Annotated in this window: 20 protein-coding genes and 1 riboswitch; of the genes, 18 read left to right on the top strand and 2 right to left on the bottom strand. The window is 39.7% G+C overall.

Annotated elements, in window-relative coordinates; all coding sequences use genetic code 11:
- The first annotated feature begins 98 nt into the window (after positions 1 to 98).
- From BM291_RS01360 to BM291_RS01305, 12 genes are all read left to right on the top strand, one after another.
- Positions 99 to 872 carry a class I SAM-dependent methyltransferase gene (locus BM291_RS01360; RefSeq protein ID WP_245786749.1) on the top strand — a complete coding sequence of 258 codons (774 nt, stop codon included), beginning with the start codon at positions 99 to 101 and terminating at the stop codon, positions 870 to 872.
- Between the two features lie 71 nt (positions 873 to 943).
- On the top strand, positions 944 to 2,542 hold the full coding sequence (locus BM291_RS01355) for an Ig-like domain-containing domain (RefSeq protein ID WP_245786748.1): 1,599 nt from the start codon (positions 944 to 946) through the stop codon (positions 2,540 to 2,542).
- 464 nt (positions 2,543 to 3,006) lie between these two features.
- Positions 3,007 to 4,755, top strand: a complete 1,749-nt coding sequence (locus tag BM291_RS01350) for an AMP-dependent synthetase/ligase (RefSeq protein ID WP_092894377.1) — start codon at positions 3,007 to 3,009, stop codon at positions 4,753 to 4,755.
- Between the two features lie 246 nt (positions 4,756 to 5,001).
- A complete protein-coding gene (locus tag BM291_RS01345; protein ID WP_092894376.1) occupies positions 5,002 to 5,472 on the top strand; it encodes a MarR family winged helix-turn-helix transcriptional regulator in 471 nt (156 codons plus the stop codon).
- A gap of 44 nt (positions 5,473 to 5,516) precedes the next feature.
- Positions 5,517 to 7,922: a 3-hydroxyacyl-CoA dehydrogenase/enoyl-CoA hydratase family protein gene (locus BM291_RS01340; RefSeq protein WP_092894375.1), complete on the top strand. Its 2,406-nt coding sequence runs from the start codon at positions 5,517 to 5,519 to the stop codon at positions 7,920 to 7,922.
- Positions 7,923 to 7,983: 61 nt separating this feature from the next.
- Complete coding sequence (locus BM291_RS01335) at positions 7,984 to 9,159, top strand: thiolase family protein (protein ID WP_092894374.1); 1,176 nt, start codon at positions 7,984 to 7,986, stop codon at positions 9,157 to 9,159.
- 163 nt (positions 9,160 to 9,322) lie between these two features.
- The gene (locus BM291_RS01330) at positions 9,323 to 11,110 is read left to right on the top strand and encodes an acyl-CoA dehydrogenase family protein (protein ID WP_092894373.1); all 1,788 of its coding nucleotides are present in this window, start codon (positions 9,323 to 9,325) and stop codon (positions 11,108 to 11,110) included.
- A 201-nt stretch (positions 11,111 to 11,311) separates the two neighbouring features.
- The gene (locus BM291_RS01325) at positions 11,312 to 11,767 is read left to right on the top strand and encodes a GyrI-like domain-containing protein (protein WP_092894372.1); all 456 of its coding nucleotides are present in this window, start codon (positions 11,312 to 11,314) and stop codon (positions 11,765 to 11,767) included.
- A 348-nt stretch (positions 11,768 to 12,115) separates the two neighbouring features.
- A riboswitch (TPP riboswitch) is annotated at positions 12,116 to 12,214 on the top strand.
- A 69-nt stretch (positions 12,215 to 12,283) separates the two neighbouring features.
- The gene (locus BM291_RS01320) at positions 12,284 to 13,006 is read left to right on the top strand and encodes a class I SAM-dependent methyltransferase (RefSeq protein WP_092894371.1); all 723 of its coding nucleotides are present in this window, start codon (positions 12,284 to 12,286) and stop codon (positions 13,004 to 13,006) included.
- Positions 13,006 to 14,058 (top strand): AIR synthase-related protein, encoded by a 1,053-nt coding sequence (locus BM291_RS01315; RefSeq protein ID WP_092894370.1) that lies wholly within the window; start codon positions 13,006 to 13,008, stop codon positions 14,056 to 14,058. The genes BM291_RS01320 and BM291_RS01315 overlap by 1 nt, the downstream gene beginning before the upstream one ends.
- On the top strand, positions 14,055 to 14,711 hold the full coding sequence (locus BM291_RS01310; RefSeq protein WP_217647278.1) for a thiamine phosphate synthase: 657 nt from the start codon (positions 14,055 to 14,057) through the stop codon (positions 14,709 to 14,711). Before BM291_RS01315 ends, BM291_RS01310 begins: the two co-directional genes overlap by 4 nt.
- 75 nt (positions 14,712 to 14,786) lie before the next feature.
- On the top strand, positions 14,787 to 15,056 hold the full coding sequence (locus tag BM291_RS01305; protein WP_092894368.1) for a Trm112 family protein: 270 nt from the start codon (positions 14,787 to 14,789) through the stop codon (positions 15,054 to 15,056).
- 49 nt (positions 15,057 to 15,105) lie between these two features.
- Here BM291_RS01305 and BM291_RS01300 read toward each other — a convergent pair whose 3' ends face one another.
- On the bottom strand, positions 15,106 to 18,114 hold the full coding sequence (locus tag BM291_RS01300) for an AsmA-like C-terminal region-containing protein (protein WP_092894367.1): 3,009 nt from the start codon (positions 18,112 to 18,114) through the stop codon (positions 15,106 to 15,108).
- Between the two features lie 206 nt (positions 18,115 to 18,320).
- Here BM291_RS01300 and BM291_RS01295 point away from each other — a divergent pair, with 206 nt between their 5' ends.
- A complete protein-coding gene (locus BM291_RS01295; protein WP_092894366.1) occupies positions 18,321 to 18,704 on the top strand; it encodes a VOC family protein in 384 nt (127 codons plus the stop codon).
- Here the strand turns inward: BM291_RS01295 and dgt are convergent.
- A complete protein-coding gene (dgt, locus tag BM291_RS01290; RefSeq protein WP_092894564.1) occupies positions 18,701 to 20,047 on the bottom strand; it encodes a dGTP triphosphohydrolase in 1,347 nt (448 codons plus the stop codon). The genes BM291_RS01295 and dgt overlap by 4 nt on opposite strands.
- Positions 20,048 to 20,151: 104 nt before the next feature.
- Here dgt and BM291_RS01285 point away from each other — a divergent pair, with 104 nt between their 5' ends.
- The 5 genes from BM291_RS01285 to BM291_RS01265 all read left to right on the top strand — a co-directional run bounded on the left by BM291_RS01285 (position 20,152) and on the right by BM291_RS01265 (position 24,193).
- Positions 20,152 to 20,976 carry a DUF4382 domain-containing protein gene (locus BM291_RS01285; protein ID WP_092894365.1) on the top strand — a complete coding sequence of 275 codons (825 nt, stop codon included), beginning with the start codon at positions 20,152 to 20,154 and terminating at the stop codon, positions 20,974 to 20,976.
- Positions 20,977 to 21,063: 87 nt separating this feature from the next.
- The gene (locus tag BM291_RS01280; protein WP_175499631.1) at positions 21,064 to 21,861 is read left to right on the top strand and encodes a DUF4382 domain-containing protein; all 798 of its coding nucleotides are present in this window, start codon (positions 21,064 to 21,066) and stop codon (positions 21,859 to 21,861) included.
- Positions 21,861 to 22,886, top strand: a complete 1,026-nt coding sequence (gene ribD / locus BM291_RS01275; protein WP_092894363.1) for a bifunctional diaminohydroxyphosphoribosylaminopyrimidine deaminase/5-amino-6-(5-phosphoribosylamino)uracil reductase RibD — start codon at positions 21,861 to 21,863, stop codon at positions 22,884 to 22,886. Before BM291_RS01280 ends, ribD begins: the two co-directional genes overlap by 1 nt.
- Positions 22,879 to 23,361, top strand: coding sequence for a GAF domain-containing protein (locus BM291_RS01270; RefSeq protein ID WP_092894362.1), 483 nt, complete (start codon positions 22,879 to 22,881; stop codon positions 23,359 to 23,361). Before ribD ends, BM291_RS01270 begins: the two co-directional genes overlap by 8 nt.
- 34 nt (positions 23,362 to 23,395) lie before the next feature.
- Positions 23,396 to 24,193 carry a hypothetical protein gene (locus tag BM291_RS01265; RefSeq protein ID WP_092894361.1) on the top strand — a complete coding sequence of 266 codons (798 nt, stop codon included), beginning with the start codon at positions 23,396 to 23,398 and terminating at the stop codon, positions 24,191 to 24,193.
- Positions 24,194 to 24,382: the final 189 nt, after the last annotated feature.

The following is a 24,382-nucleotide window of genomic DNA, read 5'->3' as shown; positions in this document are numbered from 1 at the left end:
CACTTTGCAAGAGTGGACTATTTCTTAATTCACAGGAAATAAAAGATTATGCTGTAAGCCAAGAGTCATTCATAATTTGTAATTGTACAGACTGTGGTTTGAAATTTACCAACCCAAGACCAACAGAGGAAACTATTGCTCCTTATTACGATTTCCCAGAATATTTCTCTCACGATGATAAAGCAAAAAACGTAACTCAATTTGTTTACCAGCAAGTAAGAAACTATGCAGTATCTCAAAAAGTAAAACTTCTTAATCAATTAAAGCCAAGCAGAGGCAAATATTTAGACTATGGCTGTGGAACTGGTGAATTACTAACCAAGGCAAATGAGAGTGGCTGGAAAGTAACAGGAATAGAACCTAATGAGAAAGCACGGAATTTGGCTAATTCAAAAGTGAATGAGAAAGTATATCAATCTGTAAATGACATACCAAAGGGTTCTTACGATGTTATTACTCTCTACCATGTATTAGAACATATTCATTCTCTAAGAAAGACTGTTAAAACACTCCTAAAACTCTTAAAATCAGATGGTTATATACTAATAGCCGTCCCTAATCCAGTAAGTTATGATGCTATAAAGTATGGTACTAGCTGGGCAGGTTGGGATGTCCCAAGACACCTTTACCATTTCAACCATCAAGCAATAGAAAGCTTTGGTGAGATCTTTGATTTGCACTTGGTGAAAGAGCTTCCTATGAACTTCGACAGCTATTACGTATCTCTCTTGTCAGAAGGTTATGCAGATCCAAAGCAATCAATAATTCGAAAATATTGGAAGGCAATATCAGCCGGAAGAAAGTCAAATAAAGAAGCTGCAAAAACAACAGGAAATCATTCAAGTAACTTATTCGTTTTCAAAAAGAAGTGAGATATACTAACCTAATCATACTTTTAGTTATAAGCATACTAGCTTTTTCTTGTGCTAAACAAAGTACACCTATGGGTGGGCCAAGAGATGAGGATCCTCCAAAAGTAATGGAGATGACCCCAAAAGATCAAAGCTTGAACATCAAGCCTGAGAAAATTACCATTGTTTTCGATGAATATATTAAACTAGATAACGCCACTAAAAACATCCTGATTACTCCACGAATTAATAAGGATGAGGTAATATTCACGGCACTGAAAAACATCCTAATTATTGATCTAAACCAGGAATTAGAAGATAGTACCACTTACGTGTTCAACTTTCAAAAATCAATTACAGATCTCTCGGAAGGAAATCCAACAGAAAATTTAAAGTTGGTTTTTTCTACAGGAAGCAACATTGATAGTCTCAAATTCTCAGGAAAAGTCAATACCTATTTTCCAGGAAGAAATGACAAATTAGAAGATGCTATCGTTGGTCTATATTCCATAGATGATACGACAAACGTTTTTTTAGCTGCTCCATATTATTTGACGCAAGTCGATACAATGGGAAAATTCAACATCACCAATATCAAAGCCGGTAAATATTTAGCCTATGCATGGCAAGACGATAACAATAGTTTGAAGGCAGAATACAAATCAGAATCATATGATTTCATAAAAGACACAATAACTATTGACCAAAATATCGACGGCATACAATTCAACCTATCTAAAGGCGACCAAAATCCAATTCGTTTACTTAGATCTTCTCCTTTAGGATCAAACTACACCATTGTTCTAAATAAAACTCCCGTAGAAATCTCTTTACAAAATGAGAAATTAGGCAGTGAAATATTCTATACTCTTGGAGACAAAAGAATAAATCTATATTCAGGAAATCCTATTGCCGATAGTTTAGCATTCAAAATCAATTTAATAGATTCTGTAGGGTACCAAGTTGACTCCCTTATTTGGGCAAAATTCGAAGAATCAGATAGAAAGCTTGAAAAACTAACAGTAATACCTAATTCTGGTAAAAGCTTTTATCAAAAGCTCCCAGTAGAATTAATATTCAATAAGCCACTTAAAACCATTAAGTACGATTCCCTTTACCTAGCGTACGATACAGCTTCATTTATACCTATAACCCCTGAAATGTTAAGTTTCAAAGACTCTTTAAGAAGAGATGTACTGGAAATTAACCTTAGCATACCAGATTCAATACTATTCGAATCATTCACTTTGAAGGCCACTGATTCTACTTTTATCGATGTTGAAGGGCAATTCAATGATGTGGCTATTTCAGCTATTTACAAGAAATTGAAAAAAGAAACACTGGCAGATGCTATAGAAGGGACTATAGAAGGGGCAGAAGCGCCATTTATCATTCAGCTCTTGGACAGTAAAGGAGAACCTAAGAGAGAAGCCTACATAGAAACGGGAAATAAATTCGCTTTTAACTTAATAGAAGCAGGCAATTACCAAATTCGTGTCATAGAGGATGTAAATGGCAATAAACGATGGGATCCGGCCAATTTCGAAGAAAAGCGATATGCAGAAAGAGTATTCAATTACATAGATCCCGAAACTGGAAATAAGAATATAACCATACGAGGTGGATGGACTTTGGTAGATCAGGTCATAAGAGCAGCTCCAAAAACAGGTCTAAAAACCACTCAAAATTAGACGTGGATAAGTGCCAATTTAACTGTGGATAAGCGTGGACTACTTAACGATAACTCACCACTTATACACGTACCAACATGTCACTTTTACTCCGAGTAGGTATTTTGGGGAAAAGCCAACACTTATCCACCAAGCAAACTCATTCTATCCACAGCATAATTCCCAACACTGAATAGACAAGTCACCATCCACAGAAACCAACAAATTGAATTACGCCCTTTAATCACAACCACTTACATGTGGATAAAAAGGGGATAACCAGTGGGAAACTGCAAGGTTAACCTAAACCAAACGTGGAGAAGAATAATTAGCCTTCTTTTCCACAAATCCACAGTCCTAATAACCTTAGTAAAGAATTTTTTAAAAAATCTATTTTACAATTATTATAAAAAGAGAGCGTGGATAACTCTTTGTAATGCTCTGGTATTTTGGTAATATTATAGGTATCCCAAAATAGAACCTTCATGAAACCGACTAGACTTTTTGATTTAATCCCTTACCAAATTGCTACCTACGACAAGGAAATTGCTTTGTCAAAAAAAGAAAATGGAAAATGGAAATCGTTTTCTTCTAGAGATGTAAAAAAAATCGCAGATAATCTGAGCTTGGCATTTCTTAAAGTAGGGATTTTGCCAGGAGAGAAAGTTGCGATCATTTCGAATAACTGCCCAGAATGGAATTTTGTAGACCTAGCCTTACAGCAAATTGGAGCTATTTCAGTTCCAATGTATCCTACGATCACTTCTGCTGATTATGAGTACATTTTTGAGCACGCAGAAGTGAAGATGATTTTTGTGGGTGATGAAGTAATCTACGAAAAAGCAAAAGCTGCTGCAGGGGATCGATTGATCTATAGTTTTGAAAAATTAGAAGGAGCTATCTTCTGGGAAGACTTCTTAGCTAAAGGTGTTAATGAGGATATTTTGGGCCTTGAAAATGCCAAGGAGCAGGTCAAACCAAGCGATCTTTTTACTATTATTTATACTTCCGGTACCACGGGCAGGCCAAAAGGTGTCATGCTTACTCATTCTAACGTGCTTTCAAACCTTATTGGCATTGCTGATATAATGACACCTGAGAAAGGCTCTTCTAGGATTTTGAGTTTTCTGCCGCTTTGTCATATTTATGAGCGGACAGGATTTTTCTGTTTTTACTATGTAGGATTCTCTATTTACTATGCCGAGAATATGGATAGCATTGGAGAAAATATAAAGGAAATCAAACCACATGCATTCAATACTGTCCCAAGATTGCTGGAGAAGATTTATGATAAAATCGTGGCAAAGGGTTATGAGTTGAAAGGAGTCAAAAAATCGCTTTTCTTCTGGGCATTGAATCTAGGATTGAAATATGATCCAAATACAAGTCCAGGTGCTTGGTATGACTTGCAACTCAAACTCGCTAACAAGATTATTTTTAGTAAATGGAGAGAAGCGCTAGGCGGAGAGGTGCTGCAGATTAATTCTGGAGCTTCAGCTTTACAGCCTAGATTAGCCCGGGTATTTTGGGCTGCTGGGATTAAAGTATGCGAGGGATATGGACTAACAGAGACTTCTCCGGTAGTTTCAGCTTCGGTTTGTTCCTTGGAGGATATGAGGATAGGCTATGTAGGAAAATTAATTACCGATGTGGAAGTGAAAATTGCTTCAGATGGCGAAATCCTCGTGAAAGGACCTAATGTGATGCAAGGATACTACAAACAGCCTGAACTCACTGCAGAGGTACTTCAAAATGACTGGTTTCATACAGGTGACATAGGGCAGATGGACGGCGAGTATCTGAAAATTACAGATCGTAAAAAAGAGATGTTCAAAACTTCCGGTGGAAAGTACATCGCTCCTCAGGCAATGGAGAACAAATTCAAAGAATCTAGCTTGATAGATCAGTTGATTGTAGTAGGAGAAAATAGAAATTATCCTTCCGCTTTGATTATTCCAAGTTTTGACGCTTTGAAGGATTATTGTCAGCACAAAGGCATACCATACACTGGCGATGCTGAAATGATAGAGAAGGCTGAAATAATTGAGAAGTATAATCGAGAAATAGAGGAGTTAAATAAATTTTTCGGTAAGTGGGAGCAAATAAAACGTTTTAAGCTATTACCAGAACCTTGGGGTATAGAATCAGGAGAATTGACGCCAACGATGAAATTGAAGCGAAAAGTAATCCATCAGAAATTTGAAAAAGAGTTAGAACAACTCTATGTCGATTGACACATTCGTTTTCTGAAAAATTCATAATGTTTAACATCAATAGAAATTTCTAAGAATAAGTAAAATTCTTTCAATTCCTTCTGAATTGCTGTAGTAAAACAGTTAATCCTTATACTAAGTCTTCTTAATTGCAGCTTTCACGAGCTAATATTTGTGATGCATGCATAACTTTTTTCAAATATAGTATGCATGCATACATTATTTTTTGTAACTTAGGAATCGTTAAAATTGAAGTATTCCGTTGAGATGAAGAGAGAAGAAACAGTTGATTATCATATTAAAAGCGCTTGGCATGCTATCTCTAGGATGTACAATCAACAAGCCGCTGAGGAAGGCTTTACCACCGCCATAGGCTTTGTATTGATCAATATCCATTCGAAAGATGGAACGCCAGCAACCAAGATTGCACCGCAGATTGGTCTGGAGACTAGAAGTCTTACTCGTATGCTGAAGACGATGGAGGAAAAGGGACTAATTTTCAAAAAACCAGATCTGGTAGATAAACGATCCGTTCGGATTTATCTTACTGAAGAGGGTAAAAGAATCAAAGCTATTTCTGTCAATACCATCAGAGAATTTAACGAGCAAGTACGCGAAGTAGTGAGTGAAGAAGATCTAAATAGCTTTTTTAGCGTATTTGAAAAGATACAACTCGTAATCGATCAGGTACAAACTGATAAAGGAGTAGATATCAACAAACCAATATTTGAATTATAAACCAATAACCGCCACTAGGTTAATAAGACCAAAAGCCCAAAATTATGAACAGAACCATTAAAAAAGTTGCCGTTTTAGGTTCGGGAGTTATGGGATCCAGAATTGCCTGTCATTTCGCCAATATCGGCGTACAGGTACTTTTATTGGACATTGTACCTTTTGAACTCACAGAGCAGGAACAGAAAAAAGGACTGACCAAGGAAGATCCTATTGTCAGAAACCGAATAGTAACTGCAGCTTTGCAAAGCACGCTTAAGTCAAATCCTTCAGCTATCTACGACAAAGCATTTGCAGATCGAATTACTACTGGAAATTTTGACGATGATCTTCCGAAAATTAAAGATTACGACTGGGTAATTGAGGTAATCGTCGAGCGTTTGGATATCAAGCAGTCACTTTTTGAGAAAGTAGAAAAGTACCGGAAGCCTGGAACGTTGATTACTTCCAATACTTCTGGAATTCCGATGCACATGATGTGCGAGGGAAGATCTGAAGATTTTCAAGAGAATTTTGTAGGCACGCACTTTTTCAATCCACCGAGATATTTGAGGCTTCTGGAAATTATTCCTGGGCCTAAAACCAAGCCTGAAATCGTGGAATTCATGATGGAATACGGTGATAAGTTCCTTGGTAAAGAAACCGTGCTTTGTAAGGACACGCCTGCGTTTATTGCCAATAGAATAGGTGTTTACGCGATTATCTCTGCGATGCACGCCATAGAGAAAATGGGCTTTGGAGTATCTGAGGTAGATAAATTAACAGGAACATTAATAGGAAGAGCTAAATCAGCTACGTTTAGAACAATGGATGTAGTCGGTTTGGATACTACTGTGAATGTTGCTAATAACCTCTACAAAGCTTTACCGAATGACGAGTCTCGGGAGAAATTTAAGCTGCCTAAAATTGTCGAGGTACTTTATAATAATAAGTGGTTTGGAGATAAGACAGGTCAGGGTTACTTCAAAATGATCCGTCATGAAGATGGCAGAAAAGAGCTGAAGGAAATTGACTTTGAAACGTTCGAATATAAGGACGTAGAGAAGCCGAAGTTTAAGGCTTTAGAAGCTGCCAAAGAATTTGAAGACCTAAGAAAGCGAATCAAATTCTTAGTGAATTTTGATGATCGAGCTGGTGAATTTTACCGTGCTTCTTTTTATGATTTGTTCAGATACTGTTCAAATCGTATTCCTGAGATTTCTGATGAACTGTATAGAATCGATCAGGCAGTTTCTGCTGGATTCGGTTGGGAACTTGGACCTTTCGAGACTTGGGATGTACTGGGTGTCAAAGTAACCGTGGACAAAATGGAAGCAGCTGGTGAGAAGCCTGCAGCTTGGGTTTACGAGATGCTAGAAGCTGGAAATGATTCTTTTTACAAAGTAGAAAATGGTAAAAAGCATTATTACGACATACCAAGTAAATCCTATCTCGAAATTCCAGGCTTAGATGAATTCATCATTTTGGATACGCTGAAAGCTGCTGGGAAGAAAATCTGGGATAATGCTGGAGCATCTGTCTATGACATGGGCGATGATGTGATCGGCTTGGAGTTCCATACCAAAATGAATTCCATGGGTGCCGAAGTGATCGAAGGAATTAATACCGCGATAGGTATGGCTGAGAAGTCTCACAAAGGCCTTGTGATTGGTAATGAAGGAGCGAATTTCTCCGCAGGAGCGAATCTTGCGATGCTCTTCATGTTCGCAGGAGATCAGGATTACGATGAGATTAATTTGATGATTGCTCAATTCCAGAACACCATGATGAGAGCTCGTTTTTCATCTGTTCCAGTGGTAGTTGCACCGCATAATATGGCTTTGGGTGGTGGTTGTGAGCTTTCGCTTCACTCGGATCACGTTCAGGCACATGCGGAATTGTACATGGGATTAGTGGAAGTTGGAGTTGGTTTGATACCAGCTGGTGGTGGTACCAAGGAGATGACCCTGAGATTCTCCAATAGTGTAAACGCCGGAGATGTAGAATTGAATCAGCTGCAAGAATACTTCATGAATATTGCCATGGCGAAGGTTTCCACTTCTGCAGAAGAAGCGAGAAATCTGGGTTACTTGAGAAAATCAGATGGAATCACGCTGAATAGAAAGCGTCAGTTGGCAGAAGCAAAATCAAAAGTGCTTTCCATGCATGAAGCTGGATACACTCAGCCAATTGAGCAGACAAATATCAAAGTGTTGGGTAAAGAGTCGCTAGCACTTTTTGATGCTGGAATTACTGGAATGCAATACGGCGCTTACATTTCTGAGCATGATGCTAAGATTGCTCGAAAATTAGCTTGGGTTATGTCTGGAGGTGATTTATCTACCCCAACGGAAGTATCAGAGAGATACTTATTGGATTTGGAAAGAGAAGCCTTCCTAAGTCTTACTGGTGAAAAGAAGACGCTGGAGAGAATTCACAGTATTTTATTCAAGGGAAAACCGTTGAGAAATTGATATTCTAAGTATGACGTACAATGTACCAAGTATCTCAACACAAAAATAACTCGAAAATAACATGGAAGCATATATAGTAAATGGATATAGATCGGCGGTAGGGAAAGCCAAAAAAGGAGGCTTTAGATTTTATCGTCCAGATGATTTGGCAACAGATGTGATTACGCATTTGCTTGCAAATACTCCAGGTCTTGAAGCCAAAATGGTCGATGATCTGATCGTAGGAAATGCAGTACCTGAGGCTGAGCAAGGAATGCAAATGGGTAGGATGATTTCTCTAATGGCCTTGGGAGTAGATAACCCGGGATTTATAGTGAATCGTTATTGCGGTTCGGGTATTGAAGCTATCGCATTGGCTGTAGGAAAAGTGAAAGCTGGAATGGCAGATTGTATCATCGCTGGAGGGACAGAATCTATGTCTCTAGTACCAATGATGGGTTACAAAACAGTTTTAAATTATAAAATAGCAACTGAACATCCTTCTTATTACATCAGTATGGGATTGACAGCTGAGGAACTGGCTAAGGAATACAGTATTACTCGGGAAGAATCTGATGCTTTTTCTGTCAAGTCTCACGAGAAAGCTCTAGCTGCAATAGCGGCCGGAAAGTTCAAGGATGAGATTGTGCCAGTAGAAGTGGAGGAAACTTACCTGGATGAAAATGGCAAAAAGAAAACTAGAAAATTTGTAGTAGATACGGATGAAGGTCCTCGTCCAGGTACTACCATGGAAGTTTTGGCTGGACTGAGACCTGCTTTCAAAAATGGAGGGCAAGTGACAGCCGGTAATTCATCTCAAACTTCTGATGGAGCGGCTTTCGTAGTCGTAATGTCTGAGCGAATGGTGAAGGAACTGAACATTGAGCCAATTGCTAGAATGATGTCTTATAGCGCTGCAGGAGTTGATCCTAGAATCATGGGCATAGGACCAAAAGTAGCCGTTCCAAAAGCATTGAAGCAAGCTGGATTAACCTTGAATGATATTGATTTGATTGAGCTGAATGAAGCATTTGCTGCTCAAGGATTATCAGTAATCAAAGCGTTGGATCTCAATCCTGATATAGTCAATGTAAATGGTGGAGCTGTTTCACTTGGTCACCCGTTGGGATGTACTGGAGCAAAGCTTTCCATACAAATGTTCAATGAACTTCGTCGGCAGAATAAAAAATACGGACTAGTCACTGCTTGTGTAGGTGGTGGTCAGGGCGTTGCTGGTGTTTACGAACTGCTTAAATAGGAAGTCCTACCCACTTCATCATTCAAAATTCAGCATTCAGCATTCGACATTCTGAATTTTTGAACTTTTCCATATCGAATGATGAATGAGAAATGATGAATAATGAAGTCCGATGCTAAGTCTGATGTTTAGCGTCTAAAATCTAAAGTCTTAATTTATAACAATGGCCACAAAATCAACCCAAGGAGGAGAATTCCTTATCAAGGAAACGGATGCACAAGACATCTTTATCCCAGCAGAATTTACCGAAGAACAACGAATGATGGCTCAGGCCTGTCAGGATTTTATAGATACGGAGATCACTCCGAATATTTATGAAATCGATAGTATGAAAGATCCTGAGCTTGTTCCCACTATTTTCAAAAAAGCCGGAGATCTTGGCCTTTTGGGAATTACTGTTCCTGAGGAGTACGGAGGGATGGGCATGAGTTTCAACACATCTATGCTGATCGCAGATATCATCGGCGCAGCTGGTTCTTTCTCTACTACTTATGGTGCACATACTGGCATCGGTACGCTACCTATCTTGTATTACGGCACGGAGGATCAGAAGAAAAAGTACCTTCCAAAGCTTGCTACGGGCGAATGGGCGGCATGTTATTGCTTGACTGAACCTGATGCTGGGTCGGATGCTAATAGTGGTAAAACAAAAGCGACTCTTTCTGAAGATGGTAAAACCTACCTTTTGAACGGTCAGAAAATGTGGATCTCAAATGCAGGTTTTGCTGATTTATTCATCGTTTTTGCCAAAATCGAAGATGATAAAAACCTTACCGCTTTCATCGTAGAGAAGTCTTTTGGCGGAATCACGATGAATGAGGAGGAGAAAAAGATGGGAATTAAAGGCTCATCAACTCGTCAGGTTTTCTTTAACGATTGCCCAGTTCCAGTGGAGAATATGCTTTCTGATCGTCAGAATGGATTCAAAATCGCTGTGAATATCCTAAACATTGGTAGAGTAAAACTCGGCGCAGGAGTACTTGGTGGAGTTCGTACGGTGACTTCACATGCCATCAATTATGCCAACGAGCGTAAGCAGTTTGGCGTAAGTATCAGCAGCTTTGGCGCGATCAAATCCAAGCTTGCAGAAATGGCTACCAAAGCCTACGCTTCCGAAGCACTTTGCTACCGTGCTGGTCAGGATATTGAGGATAAGATCAATTCGCTTGAAGCAGAGGGAATGGATCCTTCAGAAGCTAAACTGAAAGGTGTTGAAGCTTTCGCTATCGAGTGTGCTATTGCAAAAGTGCAATGCTCTGAAGTGTTGGATTACGTGGTGGATCAAGGAGTTCAAATCTACGGAGGCATGGGCTATTCAGCTGATGCACCGATGGAGCGTGCTTATCGTGATGCTAGAATTTCCAGAATCTACGAAGGCACCAATGAAATCAATCGCATGCTGATGGTCGGAATGCTATTGAAACGCGCTATGAAAGGAGATATAAATATTTTCGATCCTGCAATGGCGGTTTCCAAAGAACTGATTTCTGTTCCGTCATTTGAAACAATTGATACTTCTGAGCTTTTTGCAGCTGAGAAAGAAGTATTGAAAAAGTTGAAGAAAGTATTTCTTATGGTAGGTGGCAAAGCTGCCATGACGCTTCAGGATAAGATTGAAGATGAGCAGGAAATCATGATGAATCTAGCTGATGTCATGATTGAGATCTACGCTAGTGAGTCAGCGATTCTTCGTACTGAGAAGCTTGTTTCTATGAAGGGCGAAGAAGCCTGCAAGAATCAAATCGCGATGGCGCAGATCTATCTTTCTGAAGCGGTTGATAAAATCAATGTATCAGCTAAAGAAGCTATTGGTAGTTTCACTAAAGGCGATGAGCAAAAAGTAATGTTGATGGGATTGAAGAGATTCACCAAATCAGAGCTTTACAATACCAAAGAGCTGAGAAGACAAATCGCTGATTACATGATAGATCAGGGTAAATACCCATTTTAATATTGTGATATATTGAGTATCAAAGCCTCCGAAATGAAAGAGTTCGGAGGCTTTTTTTGGTTTTATCCACTAGGTACACCAAGAGGAATGTGGAGGACGAAACTTTTATATTTGCTTACCTTTCGGTTTAGGGCTAAGGGCTATTTTGACTTACCTTGCTTCTTTTAATGAAGTGAGTTTTTATCTACAACCAACCACAGAATGTATACTATAGCCCCTTTTAAGTTTATTGGAATTGCTGTTAGAACTTCAAATTCATCCGGAAAAGCAGCCGAAGACTTAGGTGCTCTATGGGGAAGATTTTTTGAAGAGCAGATTGGGACAAAAATTTCAGGAAAAGTAAGTGAAGATATTTATGCAATCTATACCGACTACGAATCTGATTATACTGGCAAATATACCTGTATGATAGGTTATCAAGTGGATACATTGGAAAAGCTAGGGGTTGGACTGGTTTCAAAAGAATTTGCTGGAGGCAAGCATATCAAGTTTGTAGCCAAGGGAAAAATGCCTGAGGCAGTTGTAACTACTTGGCAAGAGATATGGGCTAAAGACTCTGAATTGGATAGAAAATATACGGCAGACTTTGAAGTTTATGGTTCTAAATGTCAGCAAGGTGAAAATTCGGAGGTTGATATTTTTATCGCAGTAAAATAATAGATTCAGTAAGTAGTTTTGCTGAAATATTTTTTCAAAGCAATTTCAAGAATAACAGAATTCCCCCTACCTTAACGGAAATCAGTTACATAATTTGACTAATAAACTATGGCTAAGCAACCAGAAGGTAAACCTAAGAACGATAAATCTGCGGCTACCAAGACTCTGAAAGAAAAGCGAGCTGATAAAGCCGCAAAAAAAGAAAGTAAGAAAAACAATTAAGCAACGAGCAGAGGTCAAAAGCCTCTGCTTTTTTTGTGACCTGTAGGTATCAAAATTCTTTGAATAATGATGATTACCTAAATACCTCTTTGAGTTTTTTGTCCACCCTTTTTCACCTATATTTGAAACAATTGCACGGGGTGCCTTCCTTTTGGTGAGGCTGAGAAAATACCCGAATTACCTGATTTGGATCATGCCAACGTAGGGATGCTTAAGCCAGAAAACGCCTTTGTTTTCTCTTGGTTGTCTGACCGCAGGAAATGCAGTTACTATTTTTGCAACCTAATATTCCCTATGGAACTCGAGAAAAAGAATTTCGAATTACTGCCTGACGCGCAGAAAAACTGGCAAAATCGACCTGAATGGTTTTTCAACCGAGCGCACACCGACACTTATGAGCTATGGTACGAAGGGCGATACAAGCGTGCCGAAGTATGGCAAAAGAAAGTCATGGAGCAATTGGTGTCCAAAGACAAACGTGTAAAAACCCTCTTGGAATTTGGCTGTGGCACTACAAGATTTACGCGCTGGTGGAAGGAAATCGGTATCAAAGCAACTGGAGGTGACATTTCTCCGCTGATGCTTTCCCAGGCGGTTCATTTATTTGACGGCGACTTGGTCATGGCGGATTCGCATCACATGCCATTCAAGGATCATACGTTCGATTCCTTGGCTTTCATTACTACGTTTGAATATTACAAAGATCCGGTGAAAGTGATTCGGGAATCTGCCCGTGTGGCCAAATACGGCATTGCGATGGGAATGATGAATCGCAATTCTCCGAAGGTGCTTCGACGAAGAGTTCAGCAGGTTTTTGGTAAAAATCCGTTCTATGTCACCGCTACTTTTTATACACCAGCGATGCTTATTAAGATCATTGAAGAAGCTTTGGAAGGGAGAGATTACACAATTGAGTGGTCGTGTACAGGTCTTCCAAAGTGGTTTCCTGTCCAGCAATGGAGTGTTCCCTATGGAGACTTTTTCGGTTTATATGTCAAATTGAATGATGTCGATTAATGGCTGATCTAGGCAAAATCACTCATGAAGGCTACCAAAAATTGCTGGCTGGAAGGCTAGGCGCTTCGCGAAATGAGGTGAAACAAGGGCCTGCATTCGGAGTAGATGTATCGATTACCTCACTTCCTGGAGGTCTGGCGATGGCGGCTACCAGCGATCCACTTTCATTGATACCTTCCTTGGGTATGCAGGAGTCTGCCTGGCTCAGTGTACACCTGATGGCAAACGATATGGCCACTACTGGCTTTGCTCCGCAGTATGGACAGTTTGTACTGAATCTGCCGGAAACGCTTTCTAATGCGGATTTCAGCACTTATTGGGGACATATCGATAGCTATTGCAAAGAACTTGGTATTGCGATCACAGGTGGTCATACGGGATTTGTGCACGGACAAAATTCGACTTTTGCCGGAGGTGGTACCTTGATCACTATAGCAAAAGAATCTCAGATGCTATGCTCCACCGGTGCGCAAGAAGGAGACGTGATTCTGGTGACGAAATCATGCGCTTTGACAGCAACAGCTATTTTGGGAATGAGCTTTCCCGAAACGATCAGGCAAATGCTAGGGATAGAAGTTTACCAATCAGCTTGTGCGCAATTTTACCAGACCTCCTCGCTCAAGGATGCGTTAGTGGCAGCTGGAACGGAGGAAAAATTCCCGGAGATTCATGCGATGCATGATGTCACTGAAGGTGGAGTGTTAGGAGCTATTTATGAAATGCTTGTTGCGTCTGACAAAGGCGGAATAATCGTGAATGAGATATTACCTATCGGAAACACAGCGGCTGCGATTGCAGGATTGTTTGGGCTCGATCCCCGCTACTGTGTGGGTGCGGGATCCATGATCATTGCTTGTGACAGCAAGAAATCCGATGATGTGATCACTAGACTTGCTGAAGAAAATATTCTCTGCACTGAAGTGGGAAGAGTAACTGATAGTATATCTGGCATTCAAATTCAAAAGTTAGGCACTACTTCTCCCCTAGTCTATCAGGAAACGGATCCCTATTGGGTTGCTTATTTTGATGCATTAAAAGCGGGATGGAAATGAAGAAACAAACGAAAATTAACTCCGGAATATACCTGGTGATTGACCCTTCTATGGAAGAAAACCAGCTTTTAGAATCATTGGAAAAAGCGGTTTCGGCGAAGCCATGTGCGCTGCAGATTTGGGACAATTTCCAGTCTCACGATCAAGTACCTACTTTGATAGCTAAAATTAAAATGATTTGTAGTCGCTCAGGAATTCCAATTCTAATAAATAATCATCCTGAATGGGCCGAACTATTTGGACTAGATGGAGTGCATTTTGACGAGTTGACTGATGAACTTTTATCTTCAATTCCCCAGCTGAAGCAGCATGGAAAAATTATTGGCATAACTGTAAATAATGACCTTGAATTAATTAAGAAGGCCATTTTTGCAGATGTTGACTACCTCTCCTTTTGTTCTATGTTCCCATCTTCCACAGCTAATAGTTGTGATTTGGTAGAGTTTGAAACCGTCATAAAGACAAGAAAATATACCTCAATTCCAATTTTCCTGGCTGGAGGAATCTCTACCGAAAGCATAGCGAAGCTCCAATCTCTGGATTTTGACGGCATCGCTGTCGTATCTGGTGTGATGAGCGCTGCAGATCCTGGCAACGCCATTTCTCAGTATCAACAACTACTATCTGACCAAAAAAAAGGAAATCGAGCATGACCAAACTGTCAAACGATAGGATGATTATACACCATGCGCGATTCCATGTGACCGCTAATAAACAATCATAAATACATGAAATTAGAAACTATAGAAAAACTCTGTTGCCCTTTCGACAAGAAGGACCTGGAATTGAAAATAATCCTGAAGGATGAAAAAGAGAATATCGTTGAAGGCTGGCTCACTTGTGCCACATGTACTCGACTGTATCCGATCATAAAAGGAATTCCCATTATGAATCCAGACGAATACAGAGAAGCGCACTTAGAGCAGCCAGTTTTGGATCGCTGGCAAAATCAATTGGCTGGCAAAGAAATTAAGAACTTTCGCTTGATTGAGAAATAAAAAAAATAGCCTTAATGATGAGTTTCATTAAGGCTATTTTTAGATTGATTTAATCCTTTTTCACAGTAGTGGTATCTGGCTTCGCAGGAGGAGTACTTTTAGGAAAAAAGCCTTTCAATAGCTTTTTCGCTTCATCTACCGCTTTGTCCTTGGCTACATCCACTTGTTTTTCAAGTTCCTTTTTGGCACTATCCTGAGCTACCGCTGATTTCGCTTTCAGCACTTGCTTTACGCTGTCTTGTGCTGCATTGAACTGCTCTGTTGCTTTTGTTTGTAGCCCTGCAGCCTCGCCGCTTACTCGTGCTTTCAGCGCATTTGTTAGCAAGGATTCTATGCTGTTGCCGCCCGCTAATGATATTTTTGGTGAGTTATACGTTCCTGCTAGATTCAACGCCAATGGAATTGTGGTGTTCTCATCCATTGCAGTTCCAGTGATGCTGGAAAGTAGCGTATTTGCCTGAGCTCCAAATTTCCCTGCTGGAATCAGCATGTTGACTAAGTAGTTTATTGAGCCATCAAATCCTGCAGTTCCCTGCACTGTAGCTTGATAATCCCAAAGCTTCACATCAAATGGCTTCACATCCATCACCCCATTTTCAATCGTGATTGGAATGGAAATGTTCTTCATTTGCAGCGTGTTAATATCTTTTAGCTTAGTAAGGCTGGTGATTCCTTCTAGGATTTTACTGTCTTTCAAGGCTGTTTCGGCTACTTTCAGCAAACCTTTCCCATCCAGACTGGACAACAAAGGCATCATATCTTGTCCGAGTTTTCCAGAGAAATTTAGGTTGGAATTGAATTTTCCAGTTAGGTTTTGAGCTATTGGAGCAAATGCTTTTATCGTATTAAATGACTTGAATGCTTCGGCAATACTGAGTTCAGCAATGTTCAAGTTGAAATTAAATGCAGGGGCAGTTAGGTCTCTTGGGTCGTAGTTACCTGACAAACCAATTGTACCTCCCATGGTTTTCATAGTAGCATCTGAGAAGGTCAGAACGCCATCTTTCAATGACATATTTCCCTTCACCTCTTTAAGACTCATATTATCATAGAGCACTTCATTGGCTGCAACAGTCATGTTGAAATCAATATTCTTGGGAAGTTCAATCACCGAAAGCTTAGCGCTAGTAGTGTCGGTGGACGCATCCTCACTCATCCATTCATTCACATTGAACTTGCTGCTGTTCATGGTCAATTGACCTTTCAGGGTGCCATTTTCTCCTAGGAAATAATCCATGTAATTGGAAAGTGAACCTGTCGCCTGAAGTGGACTTTCACCGATTTTGGAATCGAATTCGGTGAGATTAATACGCTCGGGTGTGAATTCTGCTTTCGCCTTAGCAATCTGGATTCCTTGAGGTACGTCAGTGGAAGTGTACTTGAAATTACTGATATCCATTGAACCGCGAGTTTCCAATTGATTATACTTCTGAGCTTCCACAGCAGCATAAGAGCCTTTTGTATTGATATCAGCCTGGATTCGACCTTCCATACTCATGTCATCCATAGGAAAAATGGCTAGAATTTTCTTTAGATCAACTCCGCCTTTGACCTCACCATCCCAGATCAACTTGTCGAAGTCTCGGATTTTCATATTTCCATTGATTGCTTCACCTTCAAGCTCAAACCCAAAGCGACTTAGATCAACCAGAAAATCCGTCATACTTCCACTAGGATTTTGAACTGATGCGTTGACGTTAAGTTTCTCGATTGGTGCAGGATAATCTGCACTTTTCACATAACCATTAGCCAAAAGCAATTTTGCGTTTATTGCAGGGATAATACCTGCTACAGAATCGTATTTGCCTTTTGCGGTAGCATCCACATCCAGATTTCCCTTCAAAGCAATGCCCTCAATAGGGAAAATAGAAGTCAGTTCTTCCAAGTCTAGTTTGCCCTTCAGAGCTGCATCAATGGTATAGCTAACTAAATCGGATAGATACAATTTTCCGGAAATAGGATTACTGCCAAAATCTAGGTTGAACGTAGGAATTGAGATGGATGTATTATCGATGTTGTCCGTTTCATTTTTGACTTGCAGGTCAAGATTTACGTTTTTCACAGGCCTTGGCAAATCAGGGTACTGGAACATTCCGTCTGCCACTTTCAGGGAAATATCAAAAGAAGGAATCTTCTCATCATTATAAATCCCTTTGATTTTTCCAGTGAAATCCATCGTTCCAGAAGTTTTTAAACTGGAAAAACTCTCCGAGTAAATACCTGGAACCAACGATAAAATGCTTTTGAACTCATTGTCCATTCCTTCGATAGAAAAATCCATTTCCATATCATCGCCTGGCATGGCGAGATAGCCACTCAATCCAAAAAGAAAATCATTTAACTGGAAATTGCTTTCTCCCAGCGTGAATTTCATTTTCTCCAAATCAATATTCAGAAGGGTTTCTCCTTTCAAAGTTTTGTTTGACAGGTAGCTGATGTCCTCATATGTAATGTCTGCAATTAGGGCTTCCAGCTCGAGTGGTAAATCATAGACATCGGCTGTGAAATCGCCGGATCCTTTGGCATTGATTGCCCCTAAAGCCATGAAATAATTGAGTTGTCTATCATCGTACACGACATTCAAATTGCTGATTTCCATCTCGTCCACTCCTATTTTGAAATTGCTTGCTGTAGATTCTGAAGCGACTTCTTCCGACGGAAAAGTAATGTCATAATTAGCTGTACCGTCTTCCAGCACTTTGATGTAAACATTTCCACCGTTCAAATGCACTCCAGTTAAGGTTGGATAGTCATCAAATAGAACGGATCTAAGATTGAAGTCAATAGCAAGTTCCCGAAGTGAAACCAGCGTATCATTTTCAAATGGAGCGTTTCCTACAATATCAAAATCCTTGATTCTAGCAGAGACATTCGGGAATCTTCGGAAAAGGCTTAAGCTCACATTGTCAATGTCATAAATGACTTTAGCATTCACAGATTGGGCAATTTCCCGGTCAATTCGGGCAGCGATTTTGTCTTTAAAGATAAAGGGGACAGCAACGGCCGCAGCTATCAAAAATATAAATACACCTAGAATGATGATCAGTGTCTTTTTCATAAATGGGTTTTATTAAGCGAATAGGTGAATTTGCCTGAAATATATAGACTACAGACAGGCTTTAGATACGTATTGTTTAGCCCTTTAAGTCTAAATAATAACAAGATTTAAGCCGTCTTGTTATCTGTTATAGATTGAGAAAGGAATATTCTTTGATCAACGTTAAAAGACATTTTGATTCAGAAAAGTCCTAAAAACAAGAAGTTATGAATAATGACCTACAAGTTCCGGAAAATTATCAAGCTGTAATGCCTTATTTAATTCTTAAAGATGCTGCTTCTTTTATCAATTTTGCGGAGCAAGTTTTTGATGCGAAAGTAGCGCTGAAAGAGATGAGAGACGAAGATAGGATCATGCATGCAGAAATCAGAATCGGGGATAGTACAGTGATGGTTGCTGAAAGTACTGCCGACTATGAACCTCAGCATGCAGGGCTTTTTGTCTATGTCAAAGATGCTGATAAAGCATTCGAACATGCTTTGGAATTAGGTTCTGAGATGGTTACGGAAGTTTCGGATAAACCATATGGACGAAGTGGAGGAATTAAAGATCCATTCGGAAACACCTGGTGGATTACCTCCGCGATCTAAGATCCAGGGAATGATATCCCTTTCACTCTGCGATATAGATTTAATGCATACTTGTCTGTCATACCTGAAATAAAGTCGACTAATGACCGAAGTAATGGATATGGATTGACTTCTGCTCCCCATCCTTTTAAAGGAAAGTCTTCCGGCAATAGTCTGAGAATACTTTTATCCTGTCCAGAGAAATTTTCCGGATCGTAAAATTGGTGATAGAGCGCTTTTGAGAATACTTCCAATAGACCTTCTAATACTTGGAATCCGGCAGCTTCTTTTTCCAAGACGATTTGAGAGCGATAGATTTTTCTTACTGATACCTCGGTAATTTTTTGAAGTGCTTTGGCTGAAGGAATGATATCTGTCAATGCTTTATCAAAATTCCCCTTGCACATACTTTCCTCATATTTGGCAAATACGTCTACACATTCGCTGATTAACTCCCCAATTGCCAAGGCACGTAAAGCACCAAGATTTTGCGCTACAGTTCTAGGTTCCTTAAGTTTTTTGGGATCAAACTTATCCTTCAAAATTGGAGCAAGAAGCTTCACAGTTTCTTCAAAGCTTACCAAACCTAGGGTGCAACCATCTTCCAGATCTATAATGCTATAGCAAATATCATCTGCAGCTTCTACTAAAAAAGCCAGTGGATGTCTAAACCAGCATTCTGGACTAGATTTCTCCATTCCTAATACAGCGCCCATTTGTTCAAAATCTGCCATTTGATTGATGAAGAAGCCATATTTCTTTTGACTTCTGCGAGCAATATCCCGCTGTGCAATCATGCTAGGTCGAGGATATTTGGTAAATGCAGCCAAAGTTGCATAGGTGAGTTTTAGCCCAAATTGCTTGGAAACAAGCATTCTGAAACCTTGAGCGTTGCCCTCAAAATTGCAGAGATCTGCTAATTGCTCCGTGCGAACGTGAGATTCCCAACATTTTCCCGCAGGGTGAAATTTGAAAAAATCCGAAATGGCTTCTTCTCCAGCATGGCCAAAAGGCGGATTACCAATGTCGTGAGTCAACGCAGCAGCAGCCACAATTGCACCGATTTCGAATGGTGAAATAGCCGTTTTATTCAATTGAGGGTACTTTTCCAAGAGCATTTCGCCTGCAGCTTTGCCCAAAGATCGTCCTACACTGGATACTTCGAGACTGTGCGTAAGTCTGGTATGTACGAATGCCTGCTCAGGCAAAGGGAATACTTGAGTCTTATCCTGAAGGTTTCGAAAGGGTGCCGAAAAAATGATCCTGTCATAATCCACTTCAAACTCACTTCGAACCACTTGTGTTGGTATAAATCCCGGGCTATCTCCAAATCTGCCTCGGGATAAAAGGCGTTCCCATTTCATCATCCTCAAAAATAAGAAGCTCTTCACACATTACTTTACTATTTATCATTTTTGACTTGGCACGGTGATTGGCAAATGTTATATCTAAAACAATCACAACTAACATGAAAAATATATTTTCTTATCTCTTGATGGCTGGCCTTGCTTTTTTTGCATTGGCTTGCTCCTCTGATGACGATACTCCGAGTGCCGGATCTGCACGGGTTAATTTCTACCTAGTAGATGCTCCAGCTTCCTATGATGAAGTTTGGATTGAAGTGTTGGCTTTACGCGTAAAGATGGACGAAGAAGGGACGGATGATGATTTGAATGCCGACGATGATGAGTCATCTTGGGTAGAAATAATCTATGACGAAAGTCAGCCTATTAATCTATTGGACTTGACAGGAGGAAATAGTGAATTATTAGGTACAGAAGATTTTCCTGAAGGGGAAATAGATCAGATCAGATTGATTCTTGGAGAAAATAATTATGTGATCAAAAACGGTGAACGTTTTGATATGAAAACTCCAAGTGCTCAACAAAGCGGATTGAAAATAAAGGTGGACGAGGATATCCATGGTGGAATGTCTTATAATTTGATCATCGATTTTGATGCAGCTAAGTCTATCGTGGAGGCAGGTAATTCTGGACAAATCATACTTAAACCTGTTTTGAGAGCATATTTGGATGAAATTTCTGCAGGAATTATGGGACAAGTTCTTCCTATCGAAGGGCAGCCAGTTCAGATAACCGCCCAAAAAGGAGATGATACGATGAATACATTTACCGATGCAAATGGTAATTATAAAATTACAGGCCTAGATGATGGCGTTTATACACTAACATTTACCCCAAATGATCTGTATACTATTACTGTTAAAGAAGGAGTTGTAGTTGCAGAAGGGAAGATTACCAGTGTAGAACCGGTAATGTTGACCGCGAAATAAGTTTTAAAGACCAGCTTCGGCTGGTCTTTTTTTTATCTACATTCTCTTGAATCGCTGTATTCAATAGATTTGACCTAAATTTGCTCTGTGAAAAAACTGCACTTTTATCTCTTCCCTATTGTCTGTGTGCTATTCTTCGCTTCCTGTGAAGATCCTGATTCTAGTCCCCGAGCACTTCTCAACCTGATTTTGGTAGATAGTCCCGCAAAATGGGATTCTGTTTTTGTAGAGATCAAAGGGGTAGATGTAGAAGTATTGGTGGAGGGCAGAGAATCGCAAAGTCAGATTTTTTTCTTCGAATATAAGTCCGGAGATAAGCGAATTAAAGTGAGTGAATTGGTTGGCGATAATGAATTACTTATCGGTAGAAGTGAGCTTCCAATTGGTCAAATCATCAATGCTACCATAATACTGGGGGATAATCACTCCATGTATTTGAAGGAGAAAAAGTATGTTTTGGCGCTATCAGACCTTTCTAAAAACAGAATATCTTTATCCACCGCGATTGACGTAGAACAAGGTTATTCTTATGATATCTATCTGGATTTAGATCTTGAAAAGTCGATTGTTCAAACCTCAGAATCACCTCTTACCTACGAATTGGATCCATTTTTCACTCTTAGCGATGGAGCTGGAAAAACTGAATTGAGTGGGACACTGAAGCCAACAACTCTCTACCCAGCGATTTACTTATCCGATGGAACAGATACAATTTCCACACATACAAATACTTCAGGAAAATTCATCTTTAAAATACAAGAGGGGAATTATACACTCTACTTCGATCCAAAGGACGAACTCTACCAAGACACGACTTTTTCGATAGATGTGGCAGCGAAAGAAGACACTGTACTCAAACAAATAACGTTTAAGAAAAAGCCTTGATGATTTCGGATGAACGCTACATGCGAAGAGCACTTGAATTGGCGGAATTTGGCCGGGGAAAAGTAAGTCCAAACCCTATGGTGGGTTGCGTGATCGTGCTTGAAGACAAAGTAATAGGAGAAGGCTACCATCAGGAATATGGTAATGCGCACGCTGAAGTAAACGCAATAAACTCAGTAAAAAACCCTGATTTACTAACCGATTCCACCGTTTATGTGACATTGGAACCTTGTGCGCATTATGGAAAAACGCCTCCTTGTGCGAAGCTATTGGTAGAGAAAAAGGTGAAGAAAGTCATTATTGCTGCTTTTGATACCAATCCTCTGGTAGGTGGAAAAGGAATTCAGATTTTAAAAGATGCAGGAATTGAAGTTGAAACAGGAGTTTTGGAGAAGGAAGCTCGTATTCAAAACAAGCGCTTTTTCACTCAAATAGAGAAGAAAAGACCTTATGTTATCTTGAAGTGGGCACAGACTCAAGATGGTTTTGTGGCTAGGGAGGATTACTCTTCCAAATGGATTACAAATGCTTCCAGTCGACGCCTTGTACATAAATGGAGAGCAGAAGAAGATGCGATTATGGTGGGGAAGAATACCGCCAAATACGATGATCCAGCTCTGAATGTTAGAGATTGGGTAGGTAAAAATCCGCTCAGACTAGTGATTGATAGCAGGTTAGAGCTTCCAAATACACTAAAACTTTTTGATGAGGCTGTACCTACACTTTGCTACAATACGCAGAAATCAGAAGTGATTGGAACGTTAGAGTTTGTGAAGTTGAATCCGGAATTTAGGGTTAATGAAATTTTGGAAGACCTATATAAGCGCAATATTCAAAGTGTAATCATAGAAGGAGGAAGTTATTTATTGAATAAGTTTTTAGAATCCGAACTTTGGGACGAAGCCCGCGTGTTTACAAGCAGTAATAAATTTGGCAGTGGCATAGCAGCTCCTATTCCCCCTGCCCCAGTTTCCGAGACCATAGAAATCTTGGAAGACACCTTAAGAATATATCATCATGTCTGATAGTCTATACATTCCCGAGTCGGCGACCAAAGCCGAAAAGTATGAAGCGATTTTGCCACAGATCGAAGCTTTGATCACTGGTGAACCAGATCTCTACGCAAATCTTGCTAATATTTCAGCAGCTCTTAAAGAAGCCTTTGACTTCTTTTGGGTTGGTTTTTACCTAGCCAAAGAGAATCAGTTAGTATTGGGACCGTTTCAGGGGCCAATAGCCTGTACACGGATTTCTATGGGTAAAGGTGTTTGTGGTACAGCATGGCAAGAAGGCAAAACAGTTCTTGTTCCAGATGTAGATGCTTTTCCAGGGCACATCGCTTGCAGCTCCGCTTCCAAGTCAGAGATTGTTGTTCCAGTGTTCAAAGGTGGATTAGTAGCTATGGTACTAGATGTGGATTCTGATCAATTGAATGATTTTGATGCAGTAGATCAGGAGTATTTAGAGAAGTTGATGGGGCTGCTTGGGAGTAAGTTGTGATTTGCCTAAATCTAACAGATAACTATAATTCTACATGAAGAAGGCTCTGTTCATATTCCTTTTAATGCCTTTCTCACTAATTATTTATGGGCAAAATATCGAATCAATTTTCGTTCAGGTTATGCTCTCAGATGAGCCACCGACCAAGTATGGTCCTCAGGTTTTCGAAATAGCCTTTGTTTCAAAAGGATCTAAATCTCTCAGTGCCGATTATTACACAAACCAATACAAGAAAAAGAAGAAAGTTAAACTTCAAGAACCAATTGTAATTGAAACCCAACAACTTGAAAAGTTCTACAATTGGGTGTCGACAAATAAATCTGAATTTTTGTTGGATGAGTTGGGTGTAGGTATTTCTAATTTAGGTTTATCAAACACATCGTATAAAACTACATTCAAAATAGATGAAGAGAAAATTAGAATAGATTCTTTCAACATCTGTAAAGGATGGCAAAACTTAAGAAGCTCTTCAACGGGCGGTTTTTCTGTTAAAGTTCAAATGATGAAAGATGGCGATTCGACAGAAATATTGAACTTCCGTTCTAATGACATTGGAATGGTTAAATTGGATCTACAATCTCTTTTGATAATCCAGCCGATACTTCAAAATAAAATTCCAGAAGAGATGGGAACTGACGGACTTTTCGATAAAGAATCTCTAATTGAACTGTTGAATTACTACTACAAGGTTGTTGAATGTGAAGGGTATTATTATGATGAATTTATCGAACAGAATCCCGAAAGAACAAAAGCAGAGAATAGAACGAAGGTTGGCTGGAATTTTACCGATTACATGAATCACCGAACTAAAAATTATGATTATCCGCAATGATGCCAGTCACCTTAGATTCTTTGCATATCAGGTTGGAAGACCGATGACCGAAGACCGAAGTGGCCTCAATTCTTAAGTTTAACAGATCTTACATTGCTTTTGCCACCTTACTGGTAGAAAAGCGGATATACATACTAAAAATTACTAGAAATACTTTCACAATCTCTAAACTCTCGTCTTTTCGCTCAT

This window comes from Algoriphagus aquimarinus, from assembly GCF_900112005.1.
GTDB classification, from domain to species: Bacteria; Bacteroidota; Bacteroidia; order Cytophagales; family Cyclobacteriaceae; genus Algoriphagus; species Algoriphagus aquimarinus.
Note: the sequence above shows the minus strand (reverse complement) of the source record. Positions and strands in the feature narration are given on the sequence as shown.